Genomic DNA, 21,971 nt, shown 5'->3' with positions numbered 1-21,971 from the left:
AAGAGGAACACGCTATGCCAAATATTGTTTTAAGCCGGATTGATGAACGCTTGATTCACGGTCAGGTCGGCGTTCAGTGGGTCGGATTTGCGGGGGCAAATCTGGTGCTGGTAGCCAATGATGAGGTTGCCGAAGATCCGGTACAACAAAACCTGATGGAAATGGTACTGGCAGAAGGGATCGCAGTACGTTTCTGGACGCTGCAAAAAGTGATCGACAACATCCACCGCGCCGCCGATCGGCAGAAAATTCTGCTGGTTTGTAAAACACCTGCCGATTTCCTGACGCTGGTTAAAGGTGGGGTCCCGGTGAGTCGCATTAACGTTGGCAACATGCACTATGCCAATGGCAAGCAGCAAATTGCCAAAACGGTTTCTGTGGATGCGAGCGATATCGCGGCATTTAACGACCTGAAAGCCGCTGGGGTGGAATGCTTCGTTCAGGGCGTTCCGACAGAACCTGCTGTGGACCTCTTTAAATTACTTTGAGGGATTCATTATGGAAATCAGTCTGTTGCAGGCATTTGCGTTGGGCATTATCGCCTTTATCGCTGGCCTGGATATGTTTAACGGCTTGACCCATATGCACCGCCCGGTGGTCCTCGGCCCGTTAGTTGGGTTGGTGCTTGGCGATCTGCATACCGGTATTTTAACCGGCGGTACGCTGGAACTGGTGTGGATGGGGCTGGCACCGCTGGCGGGCGCACAGCCGCCTAACGTGATTATCGGAACTATCGTCGGCACGGCGTTTGCCATTACTACTGGCGTGAAACCGGATGTCGCGGTCGGTGTCGCCGTACCTTTCGCTGTCGCAGTACAGATGGGGATTACCTTCCTGTTCTCGGTGATGTCTGGCGTAATGTCCCGCTGCGACCGGATGGCGGAGAACGCCGATACTCGCGGCATTGAACGCGTGAACTATCTGGCATTGCTGGCACTCGGCACGTTCTATTTTCTCTGCGCTTTCCTGCCTATCTACTTCGGCGCGGAACATGCAAAAACCATCATTGATGTCCTGCCGCAACGGTTAATCGACGGCCTTGGCGTCGCGGGCGGCATCATGCCAGCAATCGGTTTTGCCGTGCTGCTGAAAATCATGATGAAAAACGTCTACATCCCCTACTTCATCCTGGGCTTCGTTGCCGCCGCCTGGCTCAAGTTACCGGTGCTGGCTATTGCTGCCGCCGCGCTGGCGATGGCGCTGATCGACCTGCTGCGTAAATCTCCTGAACCGACTCAACCTGCGGCACAGAAAGAGGAATTTGAAGATGGCATCTAATCAAACTACCCTGCCGAACGTCAGTGAAAACGAAGAAACACTGCTGACAGGCGTCAATGAAAACGTGTATGAAGATCAGAGCATTGGCGCGGAGCTAACAAAAAAAGATATCAACCGCGTCGCCTGGCGTTCCATGCTGTTACAAGCTTCTTTTAACTACGAGCGTATGCAGGCTTCCGGCTGGTTGTACGGTCTGCTGCCTGCTCTGAAAAAGATCCACACTAATAAACGCGACCTGGCGCGCGCCATGAAGGGACATATGGGTTTCTTCAATACCCATCCATTTCTGGTGACGTTTGTTATTGGCATTATCCTCGCGATGGAGCGTTCTAAGCAGGACGTTAACAGTATTCAGAGCACCAAAATTGCCGTCGGTGCGCCGCTCGGCGGGATTGGCGATGCCATGTTCTGGCTAACGTTACTGCCGATTTGTGGCGGGATTGGTGCCAGTCTGGCATTGCAAGGCTCTATTCTTGGCGCAGTCGTGTTTATTGTGCTGTTTAACGTGGTACACCTGGGGCTGCGTTTTGGTCTGGCGCATTATGCTTACCGCATGGGCGTGGCGGCGATCCCACTCATTAAAGCGAATACCAAAAAAGTCGGCCATGCAGCGTCTATCGTTGGGATGACGGTGATCGGCGCACTGGTGGCAACCTATGTTCGTTTAAGCACCACGCTGGAAATCACGGCGGGCGACGCAGTGGTTAAGCTGCAGGCTGACGTTATCGACAAACTGATGCCTGCCTTCTTACCGCTGGTCTACACCCTGACCATGTTTTGGCTGGTACGCCGCGGCTGGAGTCCGCTGCGCCTGATTGCGGTTACCGTGGTTCTTGGCATCGTCGGTAAATTCTGTCATTTCCTTTAAATACAATGAGGTATTAGATGTTAAGTATTATTTTGACAGGGCATGGCGGATTTGCCAGCGGCATGGAAAAAGCAATGAAGCAAATTCTCGGTGAGCAATCGCAGTTTATCGCCATCGATTTTCCGGAAACCTCAAGCACCGCGCTGCTTACATCGCAGCTTGAAGAGGCCATCGCCCAACTGGATTGTGAAGACGGCATTGTTTTTCTGACAGATTTGCTGGGCGGCACACCGTTTCGCGTGGCTTCAACGCTGGCGATGCAAAAACCGGGCTATGAAGTGATCACCGGCACCAATTTGCAACTGTTACTGGAAATGGTGCTGGAGCGCGAAGGGTTAAGCGGTGAAGAGTTCCGTGTTCAGGCGCTGGAGTGTGGACACCGTGGGCTAACCAGTCTGGTGGACGAACTTGGTCGCTGCCATGAGGAATGTCCGGTCGAGGAAGGAATATGACACACGTTCTGCGCGCCAGAAGGCTGCTGACTGAAGAGGGATGGCTCGATGACCATCAGCTGCGTATTGCTGACGGTGTAATCGTAGCAATCGAACCGATTCCAGTGGGCGTGACTGAACGCGATGCGGAACTGCTCTGCCCCGCTTACATCGACACCCATGTACACGGTGGTGCGGGCGTTGATGTTATGGATGACGCGCCGGATGTGCTCGACAAGCTGGCAATGCACAAGGCACGGGAAGGTGTCGGCAGTTGGTTGCCGACTACCGTAACCGCGCCGCTTAATACCATTCATGCGGCGCTGGAACGTATTGCTCTACGCTGCCAGCGCGGTGTACCTGGTGCGCAAGTGCTGGGGAGTTATCTCGAAGGACCGTACTTCACGCCGCAGAATAAAGGCGCACATCCGCCGGAGCTGTTTCGCGAGCTGGAAATTGCCGAGCTGGATCAATTGATTGCTGTTTCACGGCATACCTTGCGCGTGGTGGCGCTGGCACCGGAAAAAACAGGCGCGTTACAAGCCATTCGTCATCTTAAACAGCAAAACGTACGGGTGATGCTGGGGCATAGCGCGGCGACCTGGCAACAAACCCGCGCCGCATTTGATGCTGGCGCAGACGGCCTGGTGCATTGCTATAACGGGATGACAGGATTACATCACCGCGAACCGGGAATGGTTGGCGCGGGTTTAACGGACAAGCACGCCTGGCTGGAATTGATAGCCGATGGGCATCATGTTCATCCGGCGGCGATGTCACTGTGTTGTTGCTGTGCGAAAGAGAGGATAGTTCTGATCACCGACGCGATGCAGGCAGCCGGGATGCCGGATGGTCACTATACGTTATGTGGTGAAGAAGTGCAGATGCGCGGTGGCGTTGTCCGTACCGCGTCCGGTGGGCTGGCGGGCAGTACGCTGTCTGTCGATGCGGCAGTGCGCAACATGGTCGAGTTGACGGGCGTAACGCCTGCGGAAGCCATCCATATGGCATCGCTGCATCCGGCGCGTATGCTGGGTGTTGATGGTGTTCTGGGATCGCTTAAACCGGGCAAACGCGCCAGCGTCGTTGCGCTGGATAGCGGGCTGCATGTGCAACAAATCTGGATTCAGGGTCAATTAGCTTCGTTTTGATGGTTTGCTCCTTTATTGGGCCTTCACTTCCCCCGTAAGGCCTTTCTTTTTCTTTCGTTTTAATCTGTGCAGTGGTGTCGAATGCGACGCTGGCGCGTCTTATCCGCTCTACGGTACGCCGCTTCCAGCAATCGGTACACATAGCGACGTCATCACGCAATCCTTTAATCTTCCCTTGTCTTTTCTTTCAACGATCACAAATTTCGTTTTATTTCTTTTTTCTCCATTGAACTTTCGATTTCTTTTCTATAGATTTTAATCAACGAAACGAATCACCAAGTGAAATGAAACGAAAGGCAAGCGAAACCTGCAATGCCGGAAGTCAAGTTCATCAGACTAAGGATTGAGTTATGCCAGAAAATTACACCCCAGCGGCCGCCACCACCGGCACATGGACTGAAGAAGAGATCCGCCATCAGCCTCGCGCATGGATCCGTTCACTCACCAACATCGACGCGCTACGTTCCGCGCTCAATAACTTCCTTGAACCGTTACTGCGCAAAGAGAATCTGCGGATCATCCTGACCGGAGCCGGAACCTCGGCATTTATCGGTGACATCATCGCGCCGTGGCTTGCCAGCCATACCGGTAAAAACTTCAGCGCCGTACCGACCACCGATCTGGTCACTAATCCGATGGACTACCTGAATCCAGCGCATCCGCTACTGTTGATCTCCTTCGGTCGATCTGGCAACAGCCCGGAAAGCGTCGCTGCCGTGGAACTGGCAAATCAATTTGTACCGGAATGCTATCACCTGCCGATCACCTGCAACGAAGCGGGCGCTCTTTACCAAAACGCGATCAACAGCGACAACGCGTTTGCCCTGCTGATGCCCGCAGAAACGCACGATCGCGGCTTTGCGATGACAAGCAGCATTACCACTATGATGGCCAGCTGCCTCGCGGTTTTCGCACCTGAGACAATCAATAGCCAGACCTTCCGCGACGTAGCGGATCGTTGCCAGGCGATCCTGACCTCACTGGGCGATTTCAGCGAAGGTGTGTTTGGTTACGCACCGTGGAAACGGATCGTTTATCTCGGCAGCGGTGGCTTACAGGGCGCAGCACGCGAGTCGGCGCTGAAAGTACTGGAACTGACGGCGGGTAAACTGGCGGCCTTTTATGATTCCCCGACCGGATTCCGTCATGGCCCGAAATCGCTGGTCGATAACGAAACGCTGGTGGTGGTGTTTGTCTCCAGCCACCCCTATACGCGTCAGTATGATCTTGATCTGCTGGCAGAACTCCGCCGTGACAACCAGGCAATGCGCGTAATCGCCATCGCCGCGGAAAGCAACGACGTTATTACCGCCGGTCCACATATCATCCTGCCGCCGTCACGTCACTTTATCGACGTTGAGCAGGCATTTTGCTTCCTGATGTACGCCCAGACGTTTGCACTGATGCAGTCGCTGCACATGGGCAATACGCCGGATACCCCATCAGCCAGCGGCACCGTTAACCGTGTGGTGCAAGGCGTAATCATTCATCCGTGGCAGGCATAAGAGGATCGCATTATGAGCATTATCTCCACCAAATATCTGTTACAGGACGCCCAGGCCAATGGCTACGCGGTGCCTGCTTTTAACATTCATAACGCCGAGACGATCCAGGCGATCCTCGAAGTGTGCAGTGAAATGCGATCGCCGGTGATCCTCGCCGGGACGCCGGGGACCTTTAAACATATCGCGCTGGAAGAGATCTACGCCCTGTGTAGTGCCTATTCCACAACCTACAACATGCCACTGGCGCTGCATCTCGACCACCACGAATCGCTGGATGATATTCGCCGTAAAGTCCACGCAGGCGTGCGCAGTGCGATGATCGACGGCAGCCACTTCCCATTTGACGAGAACGTGAAGCTGGTGAAATCGGTTGTCGACTTCTGCCACTCACAGGATTGCAGCGTGGAAGCAGAACTGGGCCGCCTGGGCGGTGTTGAAGATGACATGAGCGTTGACGCCGAAAGTGCATTCCTGACCGATCCACAAGAAGCTAAACGCTTTGTCGAACTGACTGGCGTCGACAGCCTGGCGGTAGCGATTGGTACGGCGCACGGCTTATACAGCAAAACGCCGAAGATTGATTTCCAGCGGCTGGCGGAAATTCGTGAAGTGGTGGATGTTCCTCTGGTGCTGCATGGTGCCAGCGATGTCCCGGATGAATTTGTCCGTCGCACTATTGAACTTGGCGTCACAAAAGTGAACGTTGCCACAGAATTAAAAATAGCCTTCGCTGGCGCGGTTAAAGCCTGGTTTGCGGAAAATCCGCAGGGTAATGATCCTCGTTATTATATGCGCGTCGGTATGGATGCGATGAAAGAAGTTGTCAGAAATAAAATTAATGTCTGTGGTTCAGCGAATCGAATTTCAGCATAATCATTAGTTTTTTATGATTTATCCCAATGTACTTCCCGATTAATATCGGGGAGTGCCTTAATGGTAAAGGAGATAACTAAACCTTAATAAATACATCAGTAAAATATCGCAACAATAATATATTTAAAAAAATTATATTATTCAACTTTATGGTGAGGATTACACAATGAGCAGTCCAAATATTCTCTTAACCCGTATTGATAACCGTCTGGTTCACGGTCAGGTTGGTGTGACCTGGACATCTACCATCGGTGCAAATCTGCTGGTAGTCGTGGATGATGTTGTCGCTAACGATGATATTCAACAAAAATTAATGGGTATTACCGCGGAAACCTACGGCTTTGGCATTCGTTTCTTTACTATCGAAAAAACCATTAACGTCATCGGCAAAGCTGCACCGCATCAGAAGATCTTCCTGATTTGCCGCACGCCACAAACGGTACGTAAATTGATAGAAGGTGGCATTGACCTGAAAGATGTCAACGTCGGCAATATGCATTTCTCGGAAGGTAAAAAGCAAATCAGCAGTAAAGTTTATATCGACGATCAAGATCTCGCGGACTTACGCTTTATTAAACAACGCGGTGTGAATATTTTTATTCAGGACGTCCCCGGCGATCAAAAAGAACAAATCCCTGACTAAATTTAAAATCGCCTTAATACTGGTTTGAGGTAATAAAAATGCATGAAATAACCCTAATTCAGGGATTATCCCTGGCGGCGTTAGTTTTCGTTCTGGGGATTGATTTTTGGCTGGAAGCCTTATTTTTATTCCGCCCGATAATCGTTTGTACCCTAACTGGCGCTATTCTCGGTGATATTCAGACTGGCTTAATTACCGGTGGCCTGACAGAACTGGCTTTCGCCGGATTAACCCCCGCAGGTGGTGTTCAGCCGCCCAACCCAATTATGGCGGGTCTGATGACCACCGTCATTGCATGGTCTACGGGCGTTGATGCCAAAACGGCAATTGGTCTTGGCCTGCCGTTTAGTTTGTTAATGCAGTACGTCATTCTGTTCTTCTATTCCGCTTTCTCATTATTTATGACCAAAGCCGATAAATGTGCGAAAGAGGCGGATACAGCAGCGTTTTCCCGACTTAACTGGACAACGATGCTCATCGTCGCTTCAGCGTATGCGGTGATTGCTTTCCTCTGTACTTACCTGGCGCAAGGGGCGATGCAGGCGCTGGTGAAAGCGATGCCCGCCTGGCTGACCCACGGCTTTGAAGTGGCTGGCGGCATTCTGCCTGCCGTTGGTTTTGGCCTGCTGCTGCGCGTGATGTTCAAAGCACAATATATCCCTTACCTGATCGCCGGTTTCTTGTTTGTTTGCTACATCCAGGTCAGCAACCTGTTGCCAGTTGCCGTACTGGGTGCAGGCTTTGCGGTGTATGAGTTTTTCAATGCGAAATCCCGGCAGCAAGCGCAACCGCAGCCCGTTGCCAGTAAAAATGAAGAAGAGGACTACAGCAATGGGATCTGAAATCAGTAAAAAAGATATCACCCGTCTGGGCTTTCGTTCGTCACTGCTACAAGCAAGCTTTAACTACGAAAGGATGCAGGCGGGCGGTTTTACCTGGGCGATGTTGCCGCTCCTGAAAAAGATTTATAAGGACGACAAACCGGGCCTAAGCGCGGCGATGAAAGATAACCTCGAATTTATTAATACTCACCCGAATCTGGTCGGATTCCTGATGGGGTTATTAATTTCGATGGAAGAAAAAGGAGAAAACCGCGACACCATTAAAGGCCTCAAAGTGGCGCTGTTTGGCCCAATCGCCGGGATTGGTGATGCGATTTTCTGGTTTACTTTGTTGCCGATTATGGCGGGGATTTGCTCATCGTTTGCCAGTCAGGGAAACCTGCTGGGGCCGATTCTATTTTTCGCTGTTTACCTGCTTATCTTTTTCCTGCGCGTCGGCTGGACCCACGTCGGTTATTCAGTCGGCGTGAAGGCGATCGATAAAGTGCGAGAGAACTCGCAGATGATTGCTCGTTCGGCAACCATCCTCGGGATCACGGTAATCGGCGGGCTGATCGCTTCGTATGTGCATATTAACGTGGTGACATCGTTTGCCATCGACAGTACCCACAGCGTCGCGCTGCAGCAGGATTTCTTCGATAAAGTCTTCCCGAACATTTTACCGATGGCCTACACCCTGTTGATGTATTACTTCCTGCGGGTGAAAAAAGCGCATCCGGTGCTGTTAATCGGCGTGACTTTTGTGCTTTCTATTGTTTGTTCCGCATTCGGCATTTTGTAAATGGAACGAGGCACTGCGTCTGGTGGTGCCTCTTTACTAAAGGAATTTCATCCTGTGCAAACCCTTCAACAAGTTGAAAACTATACGGCGTTAAGTGAACGTGCCAGCGAATATTTATTGGCCGTGATCCGTAGCAAACCGGATGCCGTGATTTGCCTGGCGACCGGAGCCACGCCATTACTGACGTATCATTATCTGGTAGAAAAAATCCACCAGCAGCAGGTTGATGTCAGCCAGCTCACCTTCGTGAAGCTCGACGAATGGGTGGATCTGCCATTAACGATGCCTGGCACCTGCGAAACTTTCCTTCAACAGCATATCGTGCAGCCGCTGGGGCTACGTGAAGACCAGCTCATCAGCTTTCGCTCCGAAGAGATAAATGAGACAGAGTGCGAACGGGTAACGAACCTGATTGCGCGCAAAGGCGGTCTGGATTTATGCGTTCTCGGATTGGGGAAAAACGGTCATCTTGGGCTGAACGAACCGGGAGAAAGCCTGCAACCGGCCTGCCATATCAGTCAACTTGATGCCAGAACACAGCAACATGAGATGTTAAAAACCGCGGGTCGCCCCGTGACGCGTGGGATCACCTTAGGCCTGAAGGATATTCTCAATACCCGCGAAGTTTTGCTACTGGTGACTGGCGAAGGAAAGCAGGATGCGACAGAACGTTTTCTCACGGCTAAAGTCTCTACCGCTATCCCGGCTTCGTTTTTATGGCTGCATAACTATTTCACATGCATGATTGATGAGATGTGTCGTCGTTAAATCGCCCGGTGTAGGCGTTGCAGCTCTATTCTTGCTGCGACGCCTGTAATCACTCCCCCTGCTGTTCCAGCGCATACTTATACAGCGCGTTTTTTTTCACGCCGTGAATCTCTGCCGCCAGCGCCGCCGCTTTCTTCAGCGGAAGCTCAGCCTGTAACAACGCCAGCGTGCGCAGGGCATCGGCGGGTAAGTCTTCTTCCTGCGCTTTATGGCCTTCAACAATCAGCACCATTTCGCCTTTGCGACGGTTTTCATCTTCTTTTACCCACGCCAGCAGCTCGCCAACGGGCGCGCCGTGAATGGTTTCCCAGGTTTTGGTGAGCTCACGCGCCAGCACCACGTAACGGGACTCACCCAGCACAGCAACGATATCTTCCAGGCTATCTAACAGACGGTGGGTGGATTCATAAAAAATCAGCGTACGCGGCTCCGCTTCAATGGCTTTTAGCGCATCACGACGGCCTTTTGATTTGGCAGGCAGGAAACCTTCATAACAAAAACGATCGGATGGTAAACCCGCAGCACTTAATGCAGTGATAGCAGCACACGGCCCCGGTAGTGGCACCACGCGAATCCCCGCTTCTCGGCAGGTACGCACCAGATGATAGCCGGGATCGTTAATCAGTGGCGTTCCGGCATCGGACACCAGCGCAATGTTTTGCCCTTCCTGCAGCTTCGCCAGTAACGTTTCGGCTTTCTGTTGTTCGTTATGGTCGTGCAGCGCAAACAACCGGGCATTAATCCCAAAATGTTGCAGCAATAAACCAGTGTGACGAGTATCCTCGGCGGCAATCAGATCAACGGCCTGTAAAACCTCCAACGCACGCTGGGTGATATCTGCCAGATTGCCGATTGGCGTCGGTACAATGTAAAGCTGGCCCTGAGAATTATCCGCCGATTGGTGTTGTTTCATTGTGTCGTCCGTATTGCCGATTTAATATTGAGCATTGCGTAAAAAAAATATCACTGGATACATTATGGTACCCTCAACATTTTCTCGTTTGAAAGCCGCGCGTTGTCTGCCTGTTGTTCTGGCAGCCCTGATTTTCGCCGGTTGTGGCACCCATACTCCCGATCAGTCCACTGCTTATATGCAGGGCACGGCGCAGGCTGATTCTGCCTTTTACCTGCAACAGATGCAGCAAAGTTCTGATGATACCAGGATCAACTGGCAATTACTCGCCATTCGTGCACTGGTGAAAGAAGGTAAAACCGGGCAGGCGGTGGAGCTGTTTAACCAACTGCCGCAGGAACTGAACGATTACCAGCGTCGCGAGAAAACTCTTCTGGCAGTAGAAATTAAGCTGGCGCAGAAAGATTTTGCTGGCGCACAAACCATGCTGGCGAAAATCACACCTGCCGATTTAGATCAAAACCAGCAGGCGCGTTACTGGCAGGCAAAAATCGATGCCAGTCAGGGGCGTCCTTCCATTGATTTACTGCGCGCCTTAATTGCTCAGGAACCCCTGCTCGGCGCGAAAGAAAAGCAACAGAATATTGATGCTACATGGCAGGCACTCTCCTCCATGACTCAGGACCAGGCGAATACGCTGGTGATCAACGCCGACGAAAATATTCTGCAAGGCTGGCTTGATCTGCAGCGCGTCTGGTTTGATAACCGTAACGATCCCGACATGATGAAAGCTGGGATCGCCGACTGGCAGAAACGTTATCCGAACAACCCGGGCGCGAAAATGCTGCCAACGCAGTTGGTTAACGTAAAAGCGTTTAAACCCGCATCGACCAACAAAATCGCCCTGCTGTTGCCACTGAATGGCCAGGCAGCGGTATTTGGTCGCACTATTCAGCAAGGCTTTGAAGCGGCAAAAAATATCGGCACTCAGCCAGTGGCGGCTCAGGTAGCTGCCGCACCTGCCGCAGACGTAGCAGAACAACCTCAGCCGCAAACCGTGGATGGCGTTGCCAGCCCGGCACAAGCCTCGGTTAGCGATCTGACCGGTGAACAACCTGCGGCCCAGCCGGTGCCTGTAAGCGCCCCGGCGGCAACCACCGCAGCGGTAAGCGCACCCGCGAATCCATCCGCAGAGCTGAAAATTTATGATACCTCATCACAACCACTTAGCCAGATCTTAAGCCAGGTTCAACAGGATGGCGCGAGTATTGTGGTCGGTCCGTTGCTGAAAAATAACGTTGAAGAGTTACTGAAAAGCAACACCCCGCTGAACGTGCTGGCACTGAACCAGCCGGAAAATATCGAAAACCGCGTCAATATTTGTTACTTCGCGCTTTCACCGGAAGACGAAGCGCGCGATGCAGCGCGTCATATTCGTGATCAGGGTAAACAAGCGCCACTGGTGCTGATCCCTCGCAGTTCGCTGGGCGATCGCGTAGCCAATGCGTTTGCGCAAGAGTGGCAGAAGCTGGGCGGCGGTACCGTTTTGCAACAAAAATTTGGTTCCACCAGCGAATTACGCGCGGGAGTTAACGGTGGTTCTGGTATCGCTTTAACCGGTAGCCCGATTACTCCCAGAGCGACAACCGACTCAGGCATAACGACCAACAATCCAACGCTGCAAACCACGCCAACCGATGACCAGTTCACCAATAATGGCGGCCGTGTCGATGCGGTGTACATTGTGGCAACGCCGGGCGAAATCGCTTTTATCAAACCGATGATCGCCATGCGTAACGGTAGCCAGAGCGGTGCAACGCTGTACGCAAGCTCCCGAAGCGCACAAGGCACCGCGGGTCCGGATTTCCGTCTGGAAATGGAAGGTTTGCAATATAGCGAAATCCCGATGCTGGCAGGCGGTAATCTGCCATTAATGCAGCAGGCGCTCAGTGCGGTGAATAACGATTATTCGCTGGCTCGCATGTATGCGATGGGCGTTGATGCCTGGTCGTTGGCAAATCATTTCTCACAAATGCGCCAGGTTCAGGGTTTCGAAATCAACGGTAATACCGGAAGTCTGACGGCTAACCCGGATTGCGTAATTAACAGGAAGTTATCATGGCTACAGTACCAACAAGGTCAGGTAGTCCCCGCCAGTTAACCACTAAACAGACCGGCGATGCGTGGGAGGCACAAGCGCGTCGCTGGCTGGAGAGCAAAGGACTGCGGTTTGTCGCCGCTAACGTGAACGAGCGTGGCGGCGAGATCGATCTGATAATGCGTGAAGGCAGGACCACCGTTTTTGTCGAGGTGCGTTACCGCCGCTCAGCCCTTTACGGTGGTGCGACAGCCAGTGTGACCCACAGCAAACAACACAAATTATTACAGACTGCCCGCTTGTGGCTCGCGCGTCATAATGGGAGTTTTGATACTGTGGATTGCCGGTTCGATGTGGTAGCCTTCACCGGGAATGAAGTTGAGTGGATTAAGGATGCCTTTAATGACCACTCATAATTAAGGTTTAAGGATTAGCGTGCAAGAACGAATTAAAGCTTGCTTCACTGAAAGCATTCAAACTCAAATTGCGGCAGCAGAGGCGCTTCCGGATGCCATCTCCCGTGCAGCCATGACGCTGGTTCAGTCTTTGCTCAATGGCAACAAAATCCTCTGTTGTGGTAATGGAACTTCCGCTGCCAACGCACAGCATTTTGCTGCCAGCATGATCAACCGATTCGAAACGGAGCGGCCCAGCTTACCTGCCATTGCACTAAATACTGATAATGTTGTCTTAACGGCGATTGCCAACGATCGCTTACATGATGAAGTGTATGCAAAACAGGTGCGGGCGCTGGGGCATGCGGGAGATGTGTTGTTAGCCATTTCCACCCGTGGCAACAGCCGCGATATCGTAAAAGCAGTAGAAGCTGCTGTTACGCGTGATATGACCATTGTGGCATTGACTGGCTATGACGGCGGTGAACTTGCAGGGTTGTTAGGGCCACAGGATGTGGAGATCCGCATTCCTTCGCATCGTAGTGCTCGCATTCAGGAAATGCATATGCTGACGGTAAATTGCTTGTGCGATCTGATCGATAACACGCTTTTCCCTCACCAGGATGTTTAAGGAGAATACATGAAGGCATTATCGCCAATCGCAGTCCTTATTTCCGCACTGCTGTTGCAAGGTTGCGTTGCTGCCGCCGTAGTGGGCACCGCGGCTGTGGGTACAAAAGCCGCAACTGACCCACGCAGTGTCGGCACCCAGGTGGATGATGGAACCCTGGAAGTGCGCGTGAACAGCGCATTGTCGAAAGACGAACAAATCAAGAAAGAAGCACGCATTAATGTAACGGCCTATCAGGGCAAAGTGCTGCTGGTTGGGCAGTCACCAAATGCTGAACTTTCGGCTCGCGCCAAACAGATTGCTATGGGCGTAGACGGTGCCAACGAAGTGTATAACGAGATTCGTCAGGGCCAGCCGATTGGTCTGGGCGAAGCGTCTAACGATACGTGGATCACCACCAAAGTGCGTTCGCAGCTGTTAACCAGCGATCTGGTGAAATCCTCCAACGTGAAAGTGACCACTGAAAATGGTGAAGTGTTCCTGATGGGGCTGGTGACTGAACGTGAAGCGAAAGCGGCGGCAGATATTGCCAGTCGGGTGAGCGGCGTAAAACGTGTAACCACAGCGTTTACGTTTATTAAATAGCAGCACCTTGTAATGCCTGATGCGACGCTTGCCGCGTCTTATCAGGCCTGCAACGATGCAAACCGTAGGTCGGATAAGGCGTTTACGCCGCATCCGACATGTTTTCCCTCAAATCAGAACAACAGCGCCAGCCCGCCGACAATCACACCAGACACCGCCACCATCGCACCCGTCAGCCATAAGGCTTTCGCCGGGAACGCTTTACGCAACATTATCAGCGACGGCAAACTTACAGCAGGAAGCGTCATCAACAATGCCAGCGCCGGAGCGGTTCCCATACCTGCCAGCATCATCGTTTGTACAATCGGAATTTCTGCTGCCGTGGGAATGACAAACAAGCATCCCGCTACCGCCATCGCAATCACCCACATCAGGCTGTTATCGACAGCACCATCGGCATGGGGGAATAACCAGACGCGAGCGGCACCCAACGCCAGTACGGCAAGGATATATACCGGGATCGTACTCCAGAAAAGCGTCCATAGCGCCCTGCCCCAGCGGCTAAAAAATCCGCCCTGCGCTTCCGGCATGTCAATTTCGACCGGAGCCTGCGTTTGCGGTGTTTCACGCACCCATTTTTGCACCAGCGTCGCAATCAGCAACACCATCACCAGCCCCGCCACCAGACGAATCGCCGCAAAGCCCCAGCCGAGGACAAAACCCATAAACACCAGCGTCGCCGGATTTAACAACGGATTCCCCATCCAGAATGCCAGCGCCCCGCCCATCGACACCTGTTGACGACGCATCCCCGCCGCGACCGGTGCCGCACAGCAAGTACACATCATGCCCGGCAGCGAAAACAGCGTTCCCAGCAGCGTGCCGCGAAAGCGCGATTGCCCAAGCGTGCGTAGCAGCCAGTCACGAGGGATCAGCACCTGAATCAACGACCCGAGGATCACTCCCAGCACCGCCGCTTTCCATACCGCGAGGAAATAGACCATCGCGTAATCCAACGCCGCCTGCCACGGATTAGCATCCGCCTGTGAGAGTATTGATTTACCGATGTTGTGAGTTTCGGCGGCGGTAAACGCTTTGCCGTAGTAAGGTTGCCATTTCACATACCAGAGACCAGCAATGACAACGAGAAAGAAAAGCGCGGGTTTCCACCACTGAATGGGCGTTGCCGCCTGAGATGAAGACTGACCAGTCATAGCATTCCCCAGGAATTAGTTATGATAATTGAGCGCGTGAATATTACGCTCACTATCAATTCTTGGGAATAATTATTCAGCTCTTTTGCGTAATTCTGAAGAGCTTAAAATAGTCACACCTTCATACTCAGGCCGCATCGCCTCTGCCAGCATGACCCGCGCCACGTCTCGCGCATCAATGGATTTCCAGTTACCCGGTAGCAGACGAAACAACGGTGCAAAAAGCGTTTCGTTCATCCGCTGCTTGCTGCGATCGCCCAGCAACATCGACGGACGGGCAATGGTCAGTTTCGGCCAATTCTGGGCGATTAACGCTTCTTCCATCTCCCCTTTGACGCGGTTATAGAAAAACGGCGAGTGGGGATTGGCCCCCATAGCACTGACTACCAGCATATGCTGAGCACCCAGTCGCCGTCCGGTTAATGCGGTATCCACAACCAGCGTGTAATCGGCATGAATAAACGCTTCTTTGCTCCCCGCTTCCCGCCGCGTGGTGCCGAGACAACAAAACACAATGTCGATAGGATCAGTGACCTGTGCCAGCGCGTCGGTCAGTTGCGGATCATGGGGATTGAACACTCCTGGCATATCTCCCAACGGACGTCGCGTCGGTGCAGCAATAGCGTTAACTTTCGGTTCGTTAATCAACATCCGCAGCAGGTGACCGCCCACCAGCCCCGTTGCGCCTGTAATCAGTACCTGACTCATCTTCGCTCCTTTACAGAATTGTCTGCCTTGCGCTCCCCGGCTCATGCACCAGGCTTAATAGACCATGAGGTAATTATCCCCGATTGTGAGAAATTCGCCTCATCCAATGCAACAACGCGGAGGAAGCATGAGTAAGAAAATTGCCGTTTTAATCACTGATGAATTTGAGGATTCAGAATTTACTTCACCCGCAGACGAGTTCCGTAAAGCCGGACACGAAGTGATTACCATTGAAAAACAAGCGGGTAAAACGGTGAAAGGGAAAAAAGGAGAAGCCAGCGTGACCATCGATAAATCCATCGATGAAGTGACGCCAGCCGAGTTTGATGCCCTGCTGCTACCGGGCGGCCATTCACCGGATTATCTGCGTGGCGACAACCGTTTTGTCACCTTTACCCGTGATTTTGTGAATAGCGGCAAACCGGTGTTTGCCATTTGCCACGGTCCGCAGCTGCTGATCAGCGCCGATGTGATTCGGGGACGCAAACTGACCGCGGTTAAACCGATTGTGATTGATGTTAAAAACGCGGGCGCGGAATTTTACGATCAGGAAGTCGTGGTCGATAAAGATCAGCTGGTTACCAGTCGGACACCGGACGATTTGCCCGCGTTTAACCGCGAGGCGTTACGCCTGCTCGGTGCCTGAGCTACGTAGCCAAATCATTTTTTTACCAAAGCCCAGCGTGTTGTCAGTGAATTTGATTTCATCAAGCCGGATTTCCCACACCGGCGCCGACAGCATTCTGGCAACCGGAAAGCGACGATTATACGCCTTACGCGCAAGGTCGCTTTCCTCACCTTCCAGTCTGCGGATCTCACCTTTAAACTGCACGCCGCGAATTAACGCTACCGTTTTCGGCTGACCGTTTACCGTTCCAGCAACTGCCGCCTGCGGCCCACTCATCTGCGCGTGACGCGTTTTTTCCTCCGTCAAAATGTAGAAGGCAACTTTCTGTGCATCAAAAAGATAAAAGGCATTGGCGCACCACAATTCCCCTTCCTGCTGCACACACCAGGTGACAACATGTTGTTTTGCCAGCCAACGGCTGATGGCGGTGAGTGTTTCCATAGCTGTTCTCTTTTATACTGTGGGCCTGACCTTAACATGTGACGCAGACGATGACACCCTGGTTTCTTTACTTGATCCGTACCGCCGACAATAAGCTTTATACCGGGATCACCACGGATGTCGAACGCCGCTATCAGCAACATCAAAGCGGCAAAGGCGCAAAAGCACTGCGTGGGAAAGGTGAACTGACGCTGGCATTTTCCGCGCCAGTGGGCGACCGTTCGCTGGCACTACGGGCGGAATATCGCGTTAAACAACTGACCAAACGGCAAAAAGAACGTCTGGTAGCGGAAGGCGCAGGGTTTGCAGAACTGTTGAGCAGCCTGCAAACCCCAAAGATTAAAAGCGATTGAAGTGCTCGTGATACTCAACCAGACCGGTTACGCCGTTCAGCGCGTCATCCGCTAAACGATGTACCTGGAAGGCGCTTTCAGTGCCCGGCCAGCGACAACGCAGATCGTGATGCGCCGCCAGTTCAAAGCCGAAACGGCTGTACAGCGCCGGATCGCCCAGCGTCACCACTGCGGCATAGCCGAACTCATTAAGCGAATCGAGTCCTTCATAGACCAGTTGGCGTGCCAGCCCCTGTCCACGGTATTTTTCATCTACCGCCAGCGGTGCCATGCCGACCCATTGTAGATCTTCGCCCTGCACATCAACCGGACTAAATGCCACATAGCCAATGACCTGACCTTCGTCATCTGTCGCCACCAGCCCCAGCGTCAGAAAGCCATCTTCACGCAGATCGTGAACCAGCTTCGCTTCCGCATCGCTTTCGAATGAACGACGCAGCAGGGCATCAATACCCGGCGCATCAATGGGAATTTCTACTCGAATTAGCATGGTTCACCTACCGATGTCTGTTTGGTTTCAGGCGCGGTTTTCATTCCCGCCTCAACAAAATCCGCCAGTTGCAGCAGCATCATGCGTAAGGCTTTCGGCATTTGCTCCAGTTCAATGGCGTCCATCAGGTTTTTCACATATAACCCCAGCTCCGTATCGCCTTCAATCACCAGCCGACGCTGGAAGAAGAGCGTGTCCGGATCCTGTTTACGCGCCGCAATCATCAGCAGATCGCTGGCGTCGGCACTAAAACTCACATCAGCTTGCGCGTTCTGGCTAACGACCAGTTTGCCATTCACCACCGAGGTAAACCATTGCAGGTCAATATCACGCACATGAATACTTAACCAGCGCCCTTCAAGAAACTCCAGCTCGCCATCATCCAGCGCCTGGCGGAATTGCCAGCTTAAGACCTGCTCAAGAACCTGGCGTTTTAGCGCAAATGGCGTCAGTTTTACCGGTACACTCAACAGAGATGGCCCCAAATGCACAATACGGGAACGCAGTTTATCCAACACGAGTTTTACTCCCTGTTTCAACAATCATCCTATTTTGCCATATCAGAAAAATAACATAGCGGTATAAATCAACAATTCCATATGAAATTGCTGCTACCACCAATACAACTTTAACTGCCTTAAATCAAAAATTGTCGCTGCAAGGTTAACTAAAATCCCAGTTCGTTAACATTTTTGCGTTTTGATAGCGCACCCTTCAGGAAAAATTATGGAGCTGCTCTGCCCTGCCGGAAATCTCCCGGCGCTTAAGGCGGCCATCGAAAACGGCGCAGATGCTGTTTATATCGGGCTAAAAGATGATACCAATGCCCGTCACTTCGCCGGCCTTAACTTTACCGAGAAAAAATTGCAGGAAGCGGTGAGTTTTGTCCATCAACATCGCCGCAAACTTCACATCGCGATTAACACTTTTGCGCATCCGGACGGTTACGCCCGCTGGCAGCGCGCCGTGGATATGGCGGCGCAGTTGGGTGCCGATGCGCTGATTCTCGCCGACCTCGCCATGCTGGAGTACGCCGCCCAGCGATACCCGCATATTGAACGTCATGTGTCAGTGCAGGCTTCAGCAACCAATGAAGAGGCGATTCACTTTTATCATCGCCATTTTGACGTTGCCCGCGTGGTGCTGCCGCGCGTGTTGTCGATTCATCAGGTGAAACAACTGGCGCGGGTCACGCCTGTACCGCTGGAAGTGTTCGCTTTCGGCAGTCTGTGCATTATGTCGGAAGGTCGTTGCTATCTGTCGTCGTATCTGACGGGTGAGTCGCCCAACACCGTGGGGGCATGTTCTCCGGCCCGTTTCGTGCGCTGGCAGCAAACGCCACAGGGGCTGGAATCCCGCCTGAACGAAGTGCTGATCGACCGTTATCAGGACGGCGAAAACGCAGGTTATCCGACGCTGTGTAAAGGGCGTTATCTGGTGGACGGCGAGCGCTATCATGCGCTGGAAGAACCAACCAGTCTCAATACCCTTGAGCTACTGCCAGAGTTAATGGCGGCGAATATCGCTTCGGTGAAAATTGAAGGCCGCCAGCGTAGCCCTGCGTATGTCAGCCAGGTAGCGAAAGTCTGGCGTCAGGCTATCGACCGTTGTAAGGCCGATCCGCAAAACTTCGTGCCGCAAAGCGCGTGGATGGAGACGCTCGGGTCGATGTCCGAAGGCACACAAACCACTCTTGGCGCGTATCACCGTAAATGGCAGTGAGAAAAGTAATGAAATATTCCTTAGGGCCGGTGCTGTGGTACTGGCCAAAAGAGACGCTGGAAGATTTTTATCAGCAGGCCGCCGCCAGCAGCGCCGACGTGATTTATCTCGGTGAAGCGGTCTGTAGCAAACGCCGGGCAACCAAAGTTGGCGACTGGCTGGAGATGGCAAAATCGCTCGCCGGAAGTGGCAAGCAGATTGTGCTCTCCACGCTGGCGCTGGTGCAAGCATCCTCCGAACTGGGCGAACTGAAACGCTATGTTGAGAACGGTGAGTTTCTGATTGAAGCCAGCGATCTCGGCGTGGTGAATATGTGCGCTGAGCGCAAACTGCCGTTCGTCGCCGGACACGCGCTGAACTGCTACAACGCGGTGACGCTGAAAATATTGCTCAAACAGGGCATGATGCGCTGGTGTATGCCGGTGGAACTTTCCCGCGACTGGCTGGTGAATCTGCTTAATCAGTGCGATGAGCTGGGCATTCGCAACCAGTTTGAAGTGGAAGTCTTGAGCTACGGTCATCTGCCGCTGGCCTACTCCGCCCGCTGCTTTACCGCGCGTTCGGAAGACCGCCCAAAAGATGAGTGTGAAACCTGCTGCATTAAGTATCCGAACGGGCGCAACGTGCTGTCGCAGGAAAACCAACAAGTGTTTGTGCTCAATGGCATTCAGACCATGAGCGGCTACGTGTACAACCTCGGTAACGAGCTGGCATCCATGCAGGGGCTGGTTGATGTGGTCCGCCTGTCACCGCAGGGTACTGACACTTTCGCGATGCTCGACGCCTTCCGCGCTAATGAAAATGGCGCTGCACCACTCCCGTTGACGGCAAACAGCGACTGTAACGGCTACTGGAGACGGCTGGCTGGGCTGGAACTGCAAGCCTAAGCAAATAGCTCACTTTGTTAACAACTTTAACTACTCTTTAATGCAGTATTAAAGATTAATCGGTAACAAAGTGAGCTGTTATGACTGATAAAACCATTGCGTTTTCGCTACTCGATCTGGCCCCCATCCCCGAAGGTTCTTCAGCGCGAGAAGCGTTCTCCCACTCTCTCGACCTCGCCCGTCTGGCTGAAAAGCGCGGCTATCATCGCTACTGGCTGGCGGAACACCACAATATGACCGGCATTGCCAGTGCTGCAACATCAGTATTGATTGGCTATCTGGCGGCAAATACCACCACACTGCATCTGGGGTCTGGCGGCGTGATGTTACCAAACCACTCACCGTTGGTGATCGCCGAACAGTTCGGTACGCTCAATACGCTCTATCCGGGGCGAATTGATTTAGGGCTGGGTCGTGCGCCAGGTAGTGACCAACGGACAATGATGGCACTGCGCCGCCATATGAGCGGCGATATTGATAATTTCCCCCGCGATGTCGCTGAACTGGTGGACTGGTTTGACGCCCGCGATCCCAATCCGCATGTACGCCCTGTACCGGGCTATGGCGAGAAAATCCCCGTGTGGTTATTAGGCTCCAGCCTTTACAGTGCACAACTGGCGGCGCAGCTTGGTCTGCCGTTCGCGTTTGCCTCACACTTCGCACCGGATATGCTATTCCAGGCGCTGCATCTTTATCGCAGCAACTTCAAACCGTCGGCACGACTGGAGAAACCGTACGCGATGGTGTGCATCAATATTATCGCCGCCGACAGCAACCGCGACGCCGAATTCCTGTTTACCTCGATGCAGCAAGCCTTTGTGAAGCTGCGCCGCGGTGAAACCGGGCAACTGCCGCCACCGATTCAAAATATGGATCAGTTCTGGTCACCGTCTGAGCAGTATGGCGTGCAGCAGGCGCTAAGTATGTCGCTGGTGGGTGATAAAGCGAAAGTGCGCCATGGCTTGCAGTCGATCCTGCGCGAAACCGACGCGGATGAGATTATGGTTAACGGGCAGATTTTCGATCACCAGGCGCGCCTGCATTCGTTTGAGCTGGCGATGGATGTTAAGGAAGAGTTACTGGGGTAATTTTATAACGCCGGTTTTCAACAGAAATGATTGGCAATCGGCGATTTTTTTCGAAGTAATCATAGCCGGGCTTCAACATAAGCCAGAAATTATATTCCGGCCATGCCTGCGCCTGGCGCATATTTTCGTCGTTCATCGCAAACGGGAAGATATGCACCGGCACGCTCTTCTGCCCGCTCTTTAGCGCCTGAGCCACCCGTTGATAAATCTCTTCAATACCAGCATCGGTCATGGCATAGCAGCCCGCCGAAACACAATTCCCGTGAACCATTATGAAATCACCGGTATAGCCGTTTGCCCGATCGTAAGCATTCGGATAGCCAATATTAAATGCCAGATGATAGCGGCTGTTTGGGTTAAGTAACCCTTTGTTGGTGGCATAAAAACCTTCCGGGCTTTTACCATCCCCCTGTTTGTGCTTTGGCCCTAAGCCACCAGACCACGCGCATATAGTCCAGGTTTTATAGAGTTCGTAAGGCTTGTTGTTGGTGCTTGCCCACAGTTCCAGCTTATCTTCCGCTTTCAGAATGCGGATAAATAACTGGTCGCCGGGGTGAATGATTTTTAAAGACGGCACGACAGGTTTTTCAACCGGCAGGAAAACGTGCTCCTTGTGCGGGGTGGGCCAGAAAAATTGAAAAATCAAGGCGATAAACAGGCTCAACAATACAATAGAGAGTTGTCCTTTACGCCCCATTTTCGTATTCCGCTTACTCTCCTCAGGTTTCAGTGTACATTTTCTTGTGAATCTAAATGAAAAAAAAGTCCAGTTGTAGACTTTTATAAAATAGTAATCTT

General features: G+C 52.5%; 27 protein-coding genes. 20 read left to right on the top strand and 7 right to left on the bottom strand.

Features of this window, described 5'->3' with window-relative positions:
- Window positions 1-14: 14 nt before the first annotated feature.
- From agaV to agaI, 11 genes are all read left to right on the top strand, one after another.
- Entirely contained in the window at window positions 15-488 is a 474-nt protein-coding gene (gene agaV, locus AABJ99_RS03250; protein ID WP_032303829.1) for a PTS N-acetylgalactosamine transporter subunit IIB, read from the top strand.
- Window positions 489-498: 10 nt separating this feature from the next.
- Window positions 499-1,278 (top strand): PTS N-acetylgalactosamine transporter subunit IIC, encoded by a 780-nt coding sequence (agaW, locus tag AABJ99_RS03245; RefSeq protein WP_000406214.1) that lies wholly within the window; start codon window positions 499-501, stop codon window positions 1,276-1,278.
- The gene (gene agaE / locus AABJ99_RS03240) at window positions 1,268-2,146 is read left to right on the top strand and encodes a PTS N-acetylgalactosamine transporter subunit IID (RefSeq protein ID WP_001295548.1); all 879 of its coding nucleotides are present in this window, start codon (window positions 1,268-1,270) and stop codon (window positions 2,144-2,146) included. The genes agaW and agaE overlap by 11 nt, the downstream gene beginning before the upstream one ends.
- A gap of 17 nt (window positions 2,147-2,163) precedes the next feature.
- Entirely contained in the window at window positions 2,164-2,598 is a 435-nt protein-coding gene (gene agaF, locus AABJ99_RS03235; RefSeq protein ID WP_032303830.1) for a PTS galactosamine/N-acetylgalactosamine transporter subunit IIA, read from the top strand.
- Window positions 2,595-3,728, top strand: a complete 1,134-nt coding sequence (gene nagA, locus AABJ99_RS03230; RefSeq protein ID WP_039021349.1) for an N-acetylglucosamine-6-phosphate deacetylase — start codon at window positions 2,595-2,597, stop codon at window positions 3,726-3,728. The genes agaF and nagA overlap by 4 nt, the downstream gene beginning before the upstream one ends.
- 350 nt (window positions 3,729-4,078) lie before the next feature.
- Window positions 4,079-5,233, top strand: coding sequence for an AgaS family sugar isomerase (agaS, locus tag AABJ99_RS03225; protein WP_039021348.1), 1,155 nt, complete (start codon window positions 4,079-4,081; stop codon window positions 5,231-5,233).
- A 12-nt stretch (window positions 5,234-5,245) separates the two neighbouring features.
- A complete protein-coding gene (gene kbaY / locus AABJ99_RS03220) occupies window positions 5,246-6,106 on the top strand; it encodes a tagatose-bisphosphate aldolase subunit KbaY (protein WP_000022773.1) in 861 nt (286 codons plus the stop codon).
- A gap of 166 nt (window positions 6,107-6,272) precedes the next feature.
- Window positions 6,273-6,749 (top strand): PTS galactosamine transporter subunit IIB, encoded by a 477-nt coding sequence (gene agaB, locus AABJ99_RS03215; protein ID WP_000098011.1) that lies wholly within the window; start codon window positions 6,273-6,275, stop codon window positions 6,747-6,749.
- Window positions 6,750-6,787: 38 nt separating this feature from the next.
- On the top strand, window positions 6,788-7,591 hold the full coding sequence (gene agaC, locus AABJ99_RS03210) for a PTS galactosamine transporter subunit IIC (RefSeq protein ID WP_032303833.1): 804 nt from the start codon (window positions 6,788-6,790) through the stop codon (window positions 7,589-7,591).
- Window positions 7,581-8,372, top strand: coding sequence for a PTS galactosamine transporter subunit IID (agaD, locus tag AABJ99_RS03205; protein ID WP_000534360.1), 792 nt, complete (start codon window positions 7,581-7,583; stop codon window positions 8,370-8,372). The genes agaC and agaD overlap by 11 nt, the downstream gene beginning before the upstream one ends.
- The gene (gene agaI, locus AABJ99_RS03200; protein ID WP_077782412.1) at window positions 8,373-9,140 is read left to right on the top strand and encodes a galactosamine-6-phosphate isomerase; all 768 of its coding nucleotides are present in this window, start codon (window positions 8,373-8,375) and stop codon (window positions 9,138-9,140) included.
- A 49-nt stretch (window positions 9,141-9,189) separates the two neighbouring features.
- On the opposite strand, the gene rsmI is transcribed toward agaI, so the two are convergent.
- Window positions 9,190-10,053, bottom strand: coding sequence for a 16S rRNA (cytidine(1402)-2'-O)-methyltransferase (gene rsmI / locus AABJ99_RS03195; RefSeq protein WP_000809263.1), 864 nt, complete (start codon window positions 10,051-10,053; stop codon window positions 9,190-9,192).
- A 64-nt stretch (window positions 10,054-10,117) separates the two neighbouring features.
- Between rsmI and lpoA the strand changes: the two genes are divergently transcribed.
- From lpoA to dolP, 4 genes are read left to right on the top strand one after another with little or no spacing between them, the layout of a single operon-like run.
- Entirely contained in the window at window positions 10,118-12,154 is a 2,037-nt protein-coding gene (gene lpoA, locus AABJ99_RS03190; protein WP_039021346.1) for a penicillin-binding protein activator LpoA, read from the top strand.
- Window positions 12,112-12,507, top strand: a complete 396-nt coding sequence (yraN, locus tag AABJ99_RS03185) for a YraN family protein (protein ID WP_039021345.1) — start codon at window positions 12,112-12,114, stop codon at window positions 12,505-12,507. Before lpoA ends, yraN begins: the two co-directional genes overlap by 43 nt.
- 19 nt (window positions 12,508-12,526) lie before the next feature.
- Entirely contained in the window at window positions 12,527-13,117 is a 591-nt protein-coding gene (diaA, locus tag AABJ99_RS03180) for a DnaA initiator-associating protein DiaA (protein WP_001158035.1), read from the top strand.
- Window positions 13,118-13,126: 9 nt separating this feature from the next.
- Entirely contained in the window at window positions 13,127-13,702 is a 576-nt protein-coding gene (gene dolP, locus AABJ99_RS03175) for a division/outer membrane stress-associated lipid-binding lipoprotein (RefSeq protein ID WP_000646033.1), read from the top strand.
- A 113-nt stretch (window positions 13,703-13,815) separates the two neighbouring features.
- Here the strand turns inward: dolP and yraQ are convergent, their stop codons facing one another.
- On the bottom strand, window positions 13,816-14,856 hold the full coding sequence (gene yraQ / locus AABJ99_RS03170; RefSeq protein WP_039021344.1) for a permease: 1,041 nt from the start codon (window positions 14,854-14,856) through the stop codon (window positions 13,816-13,818).
- Window positions 14,857-14,928: 72 nt separating this feature from the next.
- Window positions 14,929-15,564: an NAD(P)H-binding protein gene (gene yraR, locus AABJ99_RS03165; protein ID WP_039021343.1), complete on the bottom strand. Its 636-nt coding sequence runs from the start codon at window positions 15,562-15,564 to the stop codon at window positions 14,929-14,931.
- Window positions 15,565-15,691: 127 nt separating this feature from the next.
- On the opposite strand from yraR, the gene yhbO reads away from it, so the two are divergent.
- On the top strand, window positions 15,692-16,210 hold the full coding sequence (gene yhbO / locus AABJ99_RS03160) for a protein/nucleic acid deglycase (protein WP_000037614.1): 519 nt from the start codon (window positions 15,692-15,694) through the stop codon (window positions 16,208-16,210).
- Here yhbO and yhbP read toward each other — a convergent pair.
- Window positions 16,190-16,633 (bottom strand): YhbP family protein, encoded by a 444-nt coding sequence (yhbP, locus tag AABJ99_RS03155; protein ID WP_000449454.1) that lies wholly within the window; start codon window positions 16,631-16,633, stop codon window positions 16,190-16,192. The genes yhbO and yhbP overlap by 21 nt on opposite strands.
- A 50-nt stretch (window positions 16,634-16,683) precedes the next feature.
- Here yhbP and yhbQ point away from each other — a divergent pair, with 50 nt between their 5' ends.
- Entirely contained in the window at window positions 16,684-16,986 is a 303-nt protein-coding gene (yhbQ, locus tag AABJ99_RS03150) for a DNA damage response exodeoxyribonuclease YhbQ (protein WP_000189315.1), read from the top strand.
- Here the strand turns inward: yhbQ and yhbS are convergent.
- Complete coding sequence (gene yhbS, locus AABJ99_RS03145) at window positions 16,973-17,476, bottom strand: GNAT family N-acetyltransferase (RefSeq protein WP_000908554.1); 504 nt, start codon at window positions 17,474-17,476, stop codon at window positions 16,973-16,975. The two genes, yhbQ and yhbS, sit on opposite strands and share 14 nt — an antisense overlap.
- Entirely contained in the window at window positions 17,470-17,994 is a 525-nt protein-coding gene (gene ubiT, locus AABJ99_RS03140) for a ubiquinone anaerobic biosynthesis accessory factor UbiT (protein ID WP_001295552.1), read from the bottom strand. The genes yhbS and ubiT overlap by 7 nt, the downstream gene beginning before the upstream one ends.
- Before the next feature lie 208 nt (window positions 17,995-18,202).
- On the opposite strand from ubiT, the gene ubiU reads away from it, so the two are divergent.
- The 3 genes from ubiU to yhbW all read left to right on the top strand — a co-directional run bounded on the left by ubiU (window position 18,203) and on the right by yhbW (window position 21,173).
- Complete coding sequence (gene ubiU, locus AABJ99_RS03135) at window positions 18,203-19,198, top strand: ubiquinone anaerobic biosynthesis protein UbiU (RefSeq protein WP_001354986.1); 996 nt, start codon at window positions 18,203-18,205, stop codon at window positions 19,196-19,198.
- 8 nt (window positions 19,199-19,206) lie between these two features.
- Window positions 19,207-20,085 carry a U32 family peptidase gene (ubiV, locus tag AABJ99_RS03130; RefSeq protein WP_001296442.1) on the top strand — a complete coding sequence of 293 codons (879 nt, stop codon included), beginning with the start codon at window positions 19,207-19,209 and terminating at the stop codon, window positions 20,083-20,085.
- A gap of 80 nt (window positions 20,086-20,165) precedes the next feature.
- The gene (gene yhbW / locus AABJ99_RS03125) at window positions 20,166-21,173 is read left to right on the top strand and encodes a luciferase-like monooxygenase (RefSeq protein ID WP_000130380.1); all 1,008 of its coding nucleotides are present in this window, start codon (window positions 20,166-20,168) and stop codon (window positions 21,171-21,173) included.
- Here the strand turns inward: yhbW and AABJ99_RS03120 are convergent.
- Complete coding sequence (locus AABJ99_RS03120; RefSeq protein ID WP_039021342.1) at window positions 21,151-21,870, bottom strand: L,D-transpeptidase family protein; 720 nt, start codon at window positions 21,868-21,870, stop codon at window positions 21,151-21,153. The two genes, yhbW and AABJ99_RS03120, sit on opposite strands and share 23 nt — an antisense overlap.
- Between the last annotated feature and the right edge of the window lie 101 nt (window positions 21,871-21,971).

This window comes from Escherichia coli (assembly GCF_036503815.1).
In the GTDB taxonomy this organism is placed as follows: Bacteria; Pseudomonadota; Gammaproteobacteria; order Enterobacterales; family Enterobacteriaceae; genus Escherichia; species Escherichia coli_F.
This window is presented reverse-complemented; position numbering and strand designations above follow the sequence as displayed.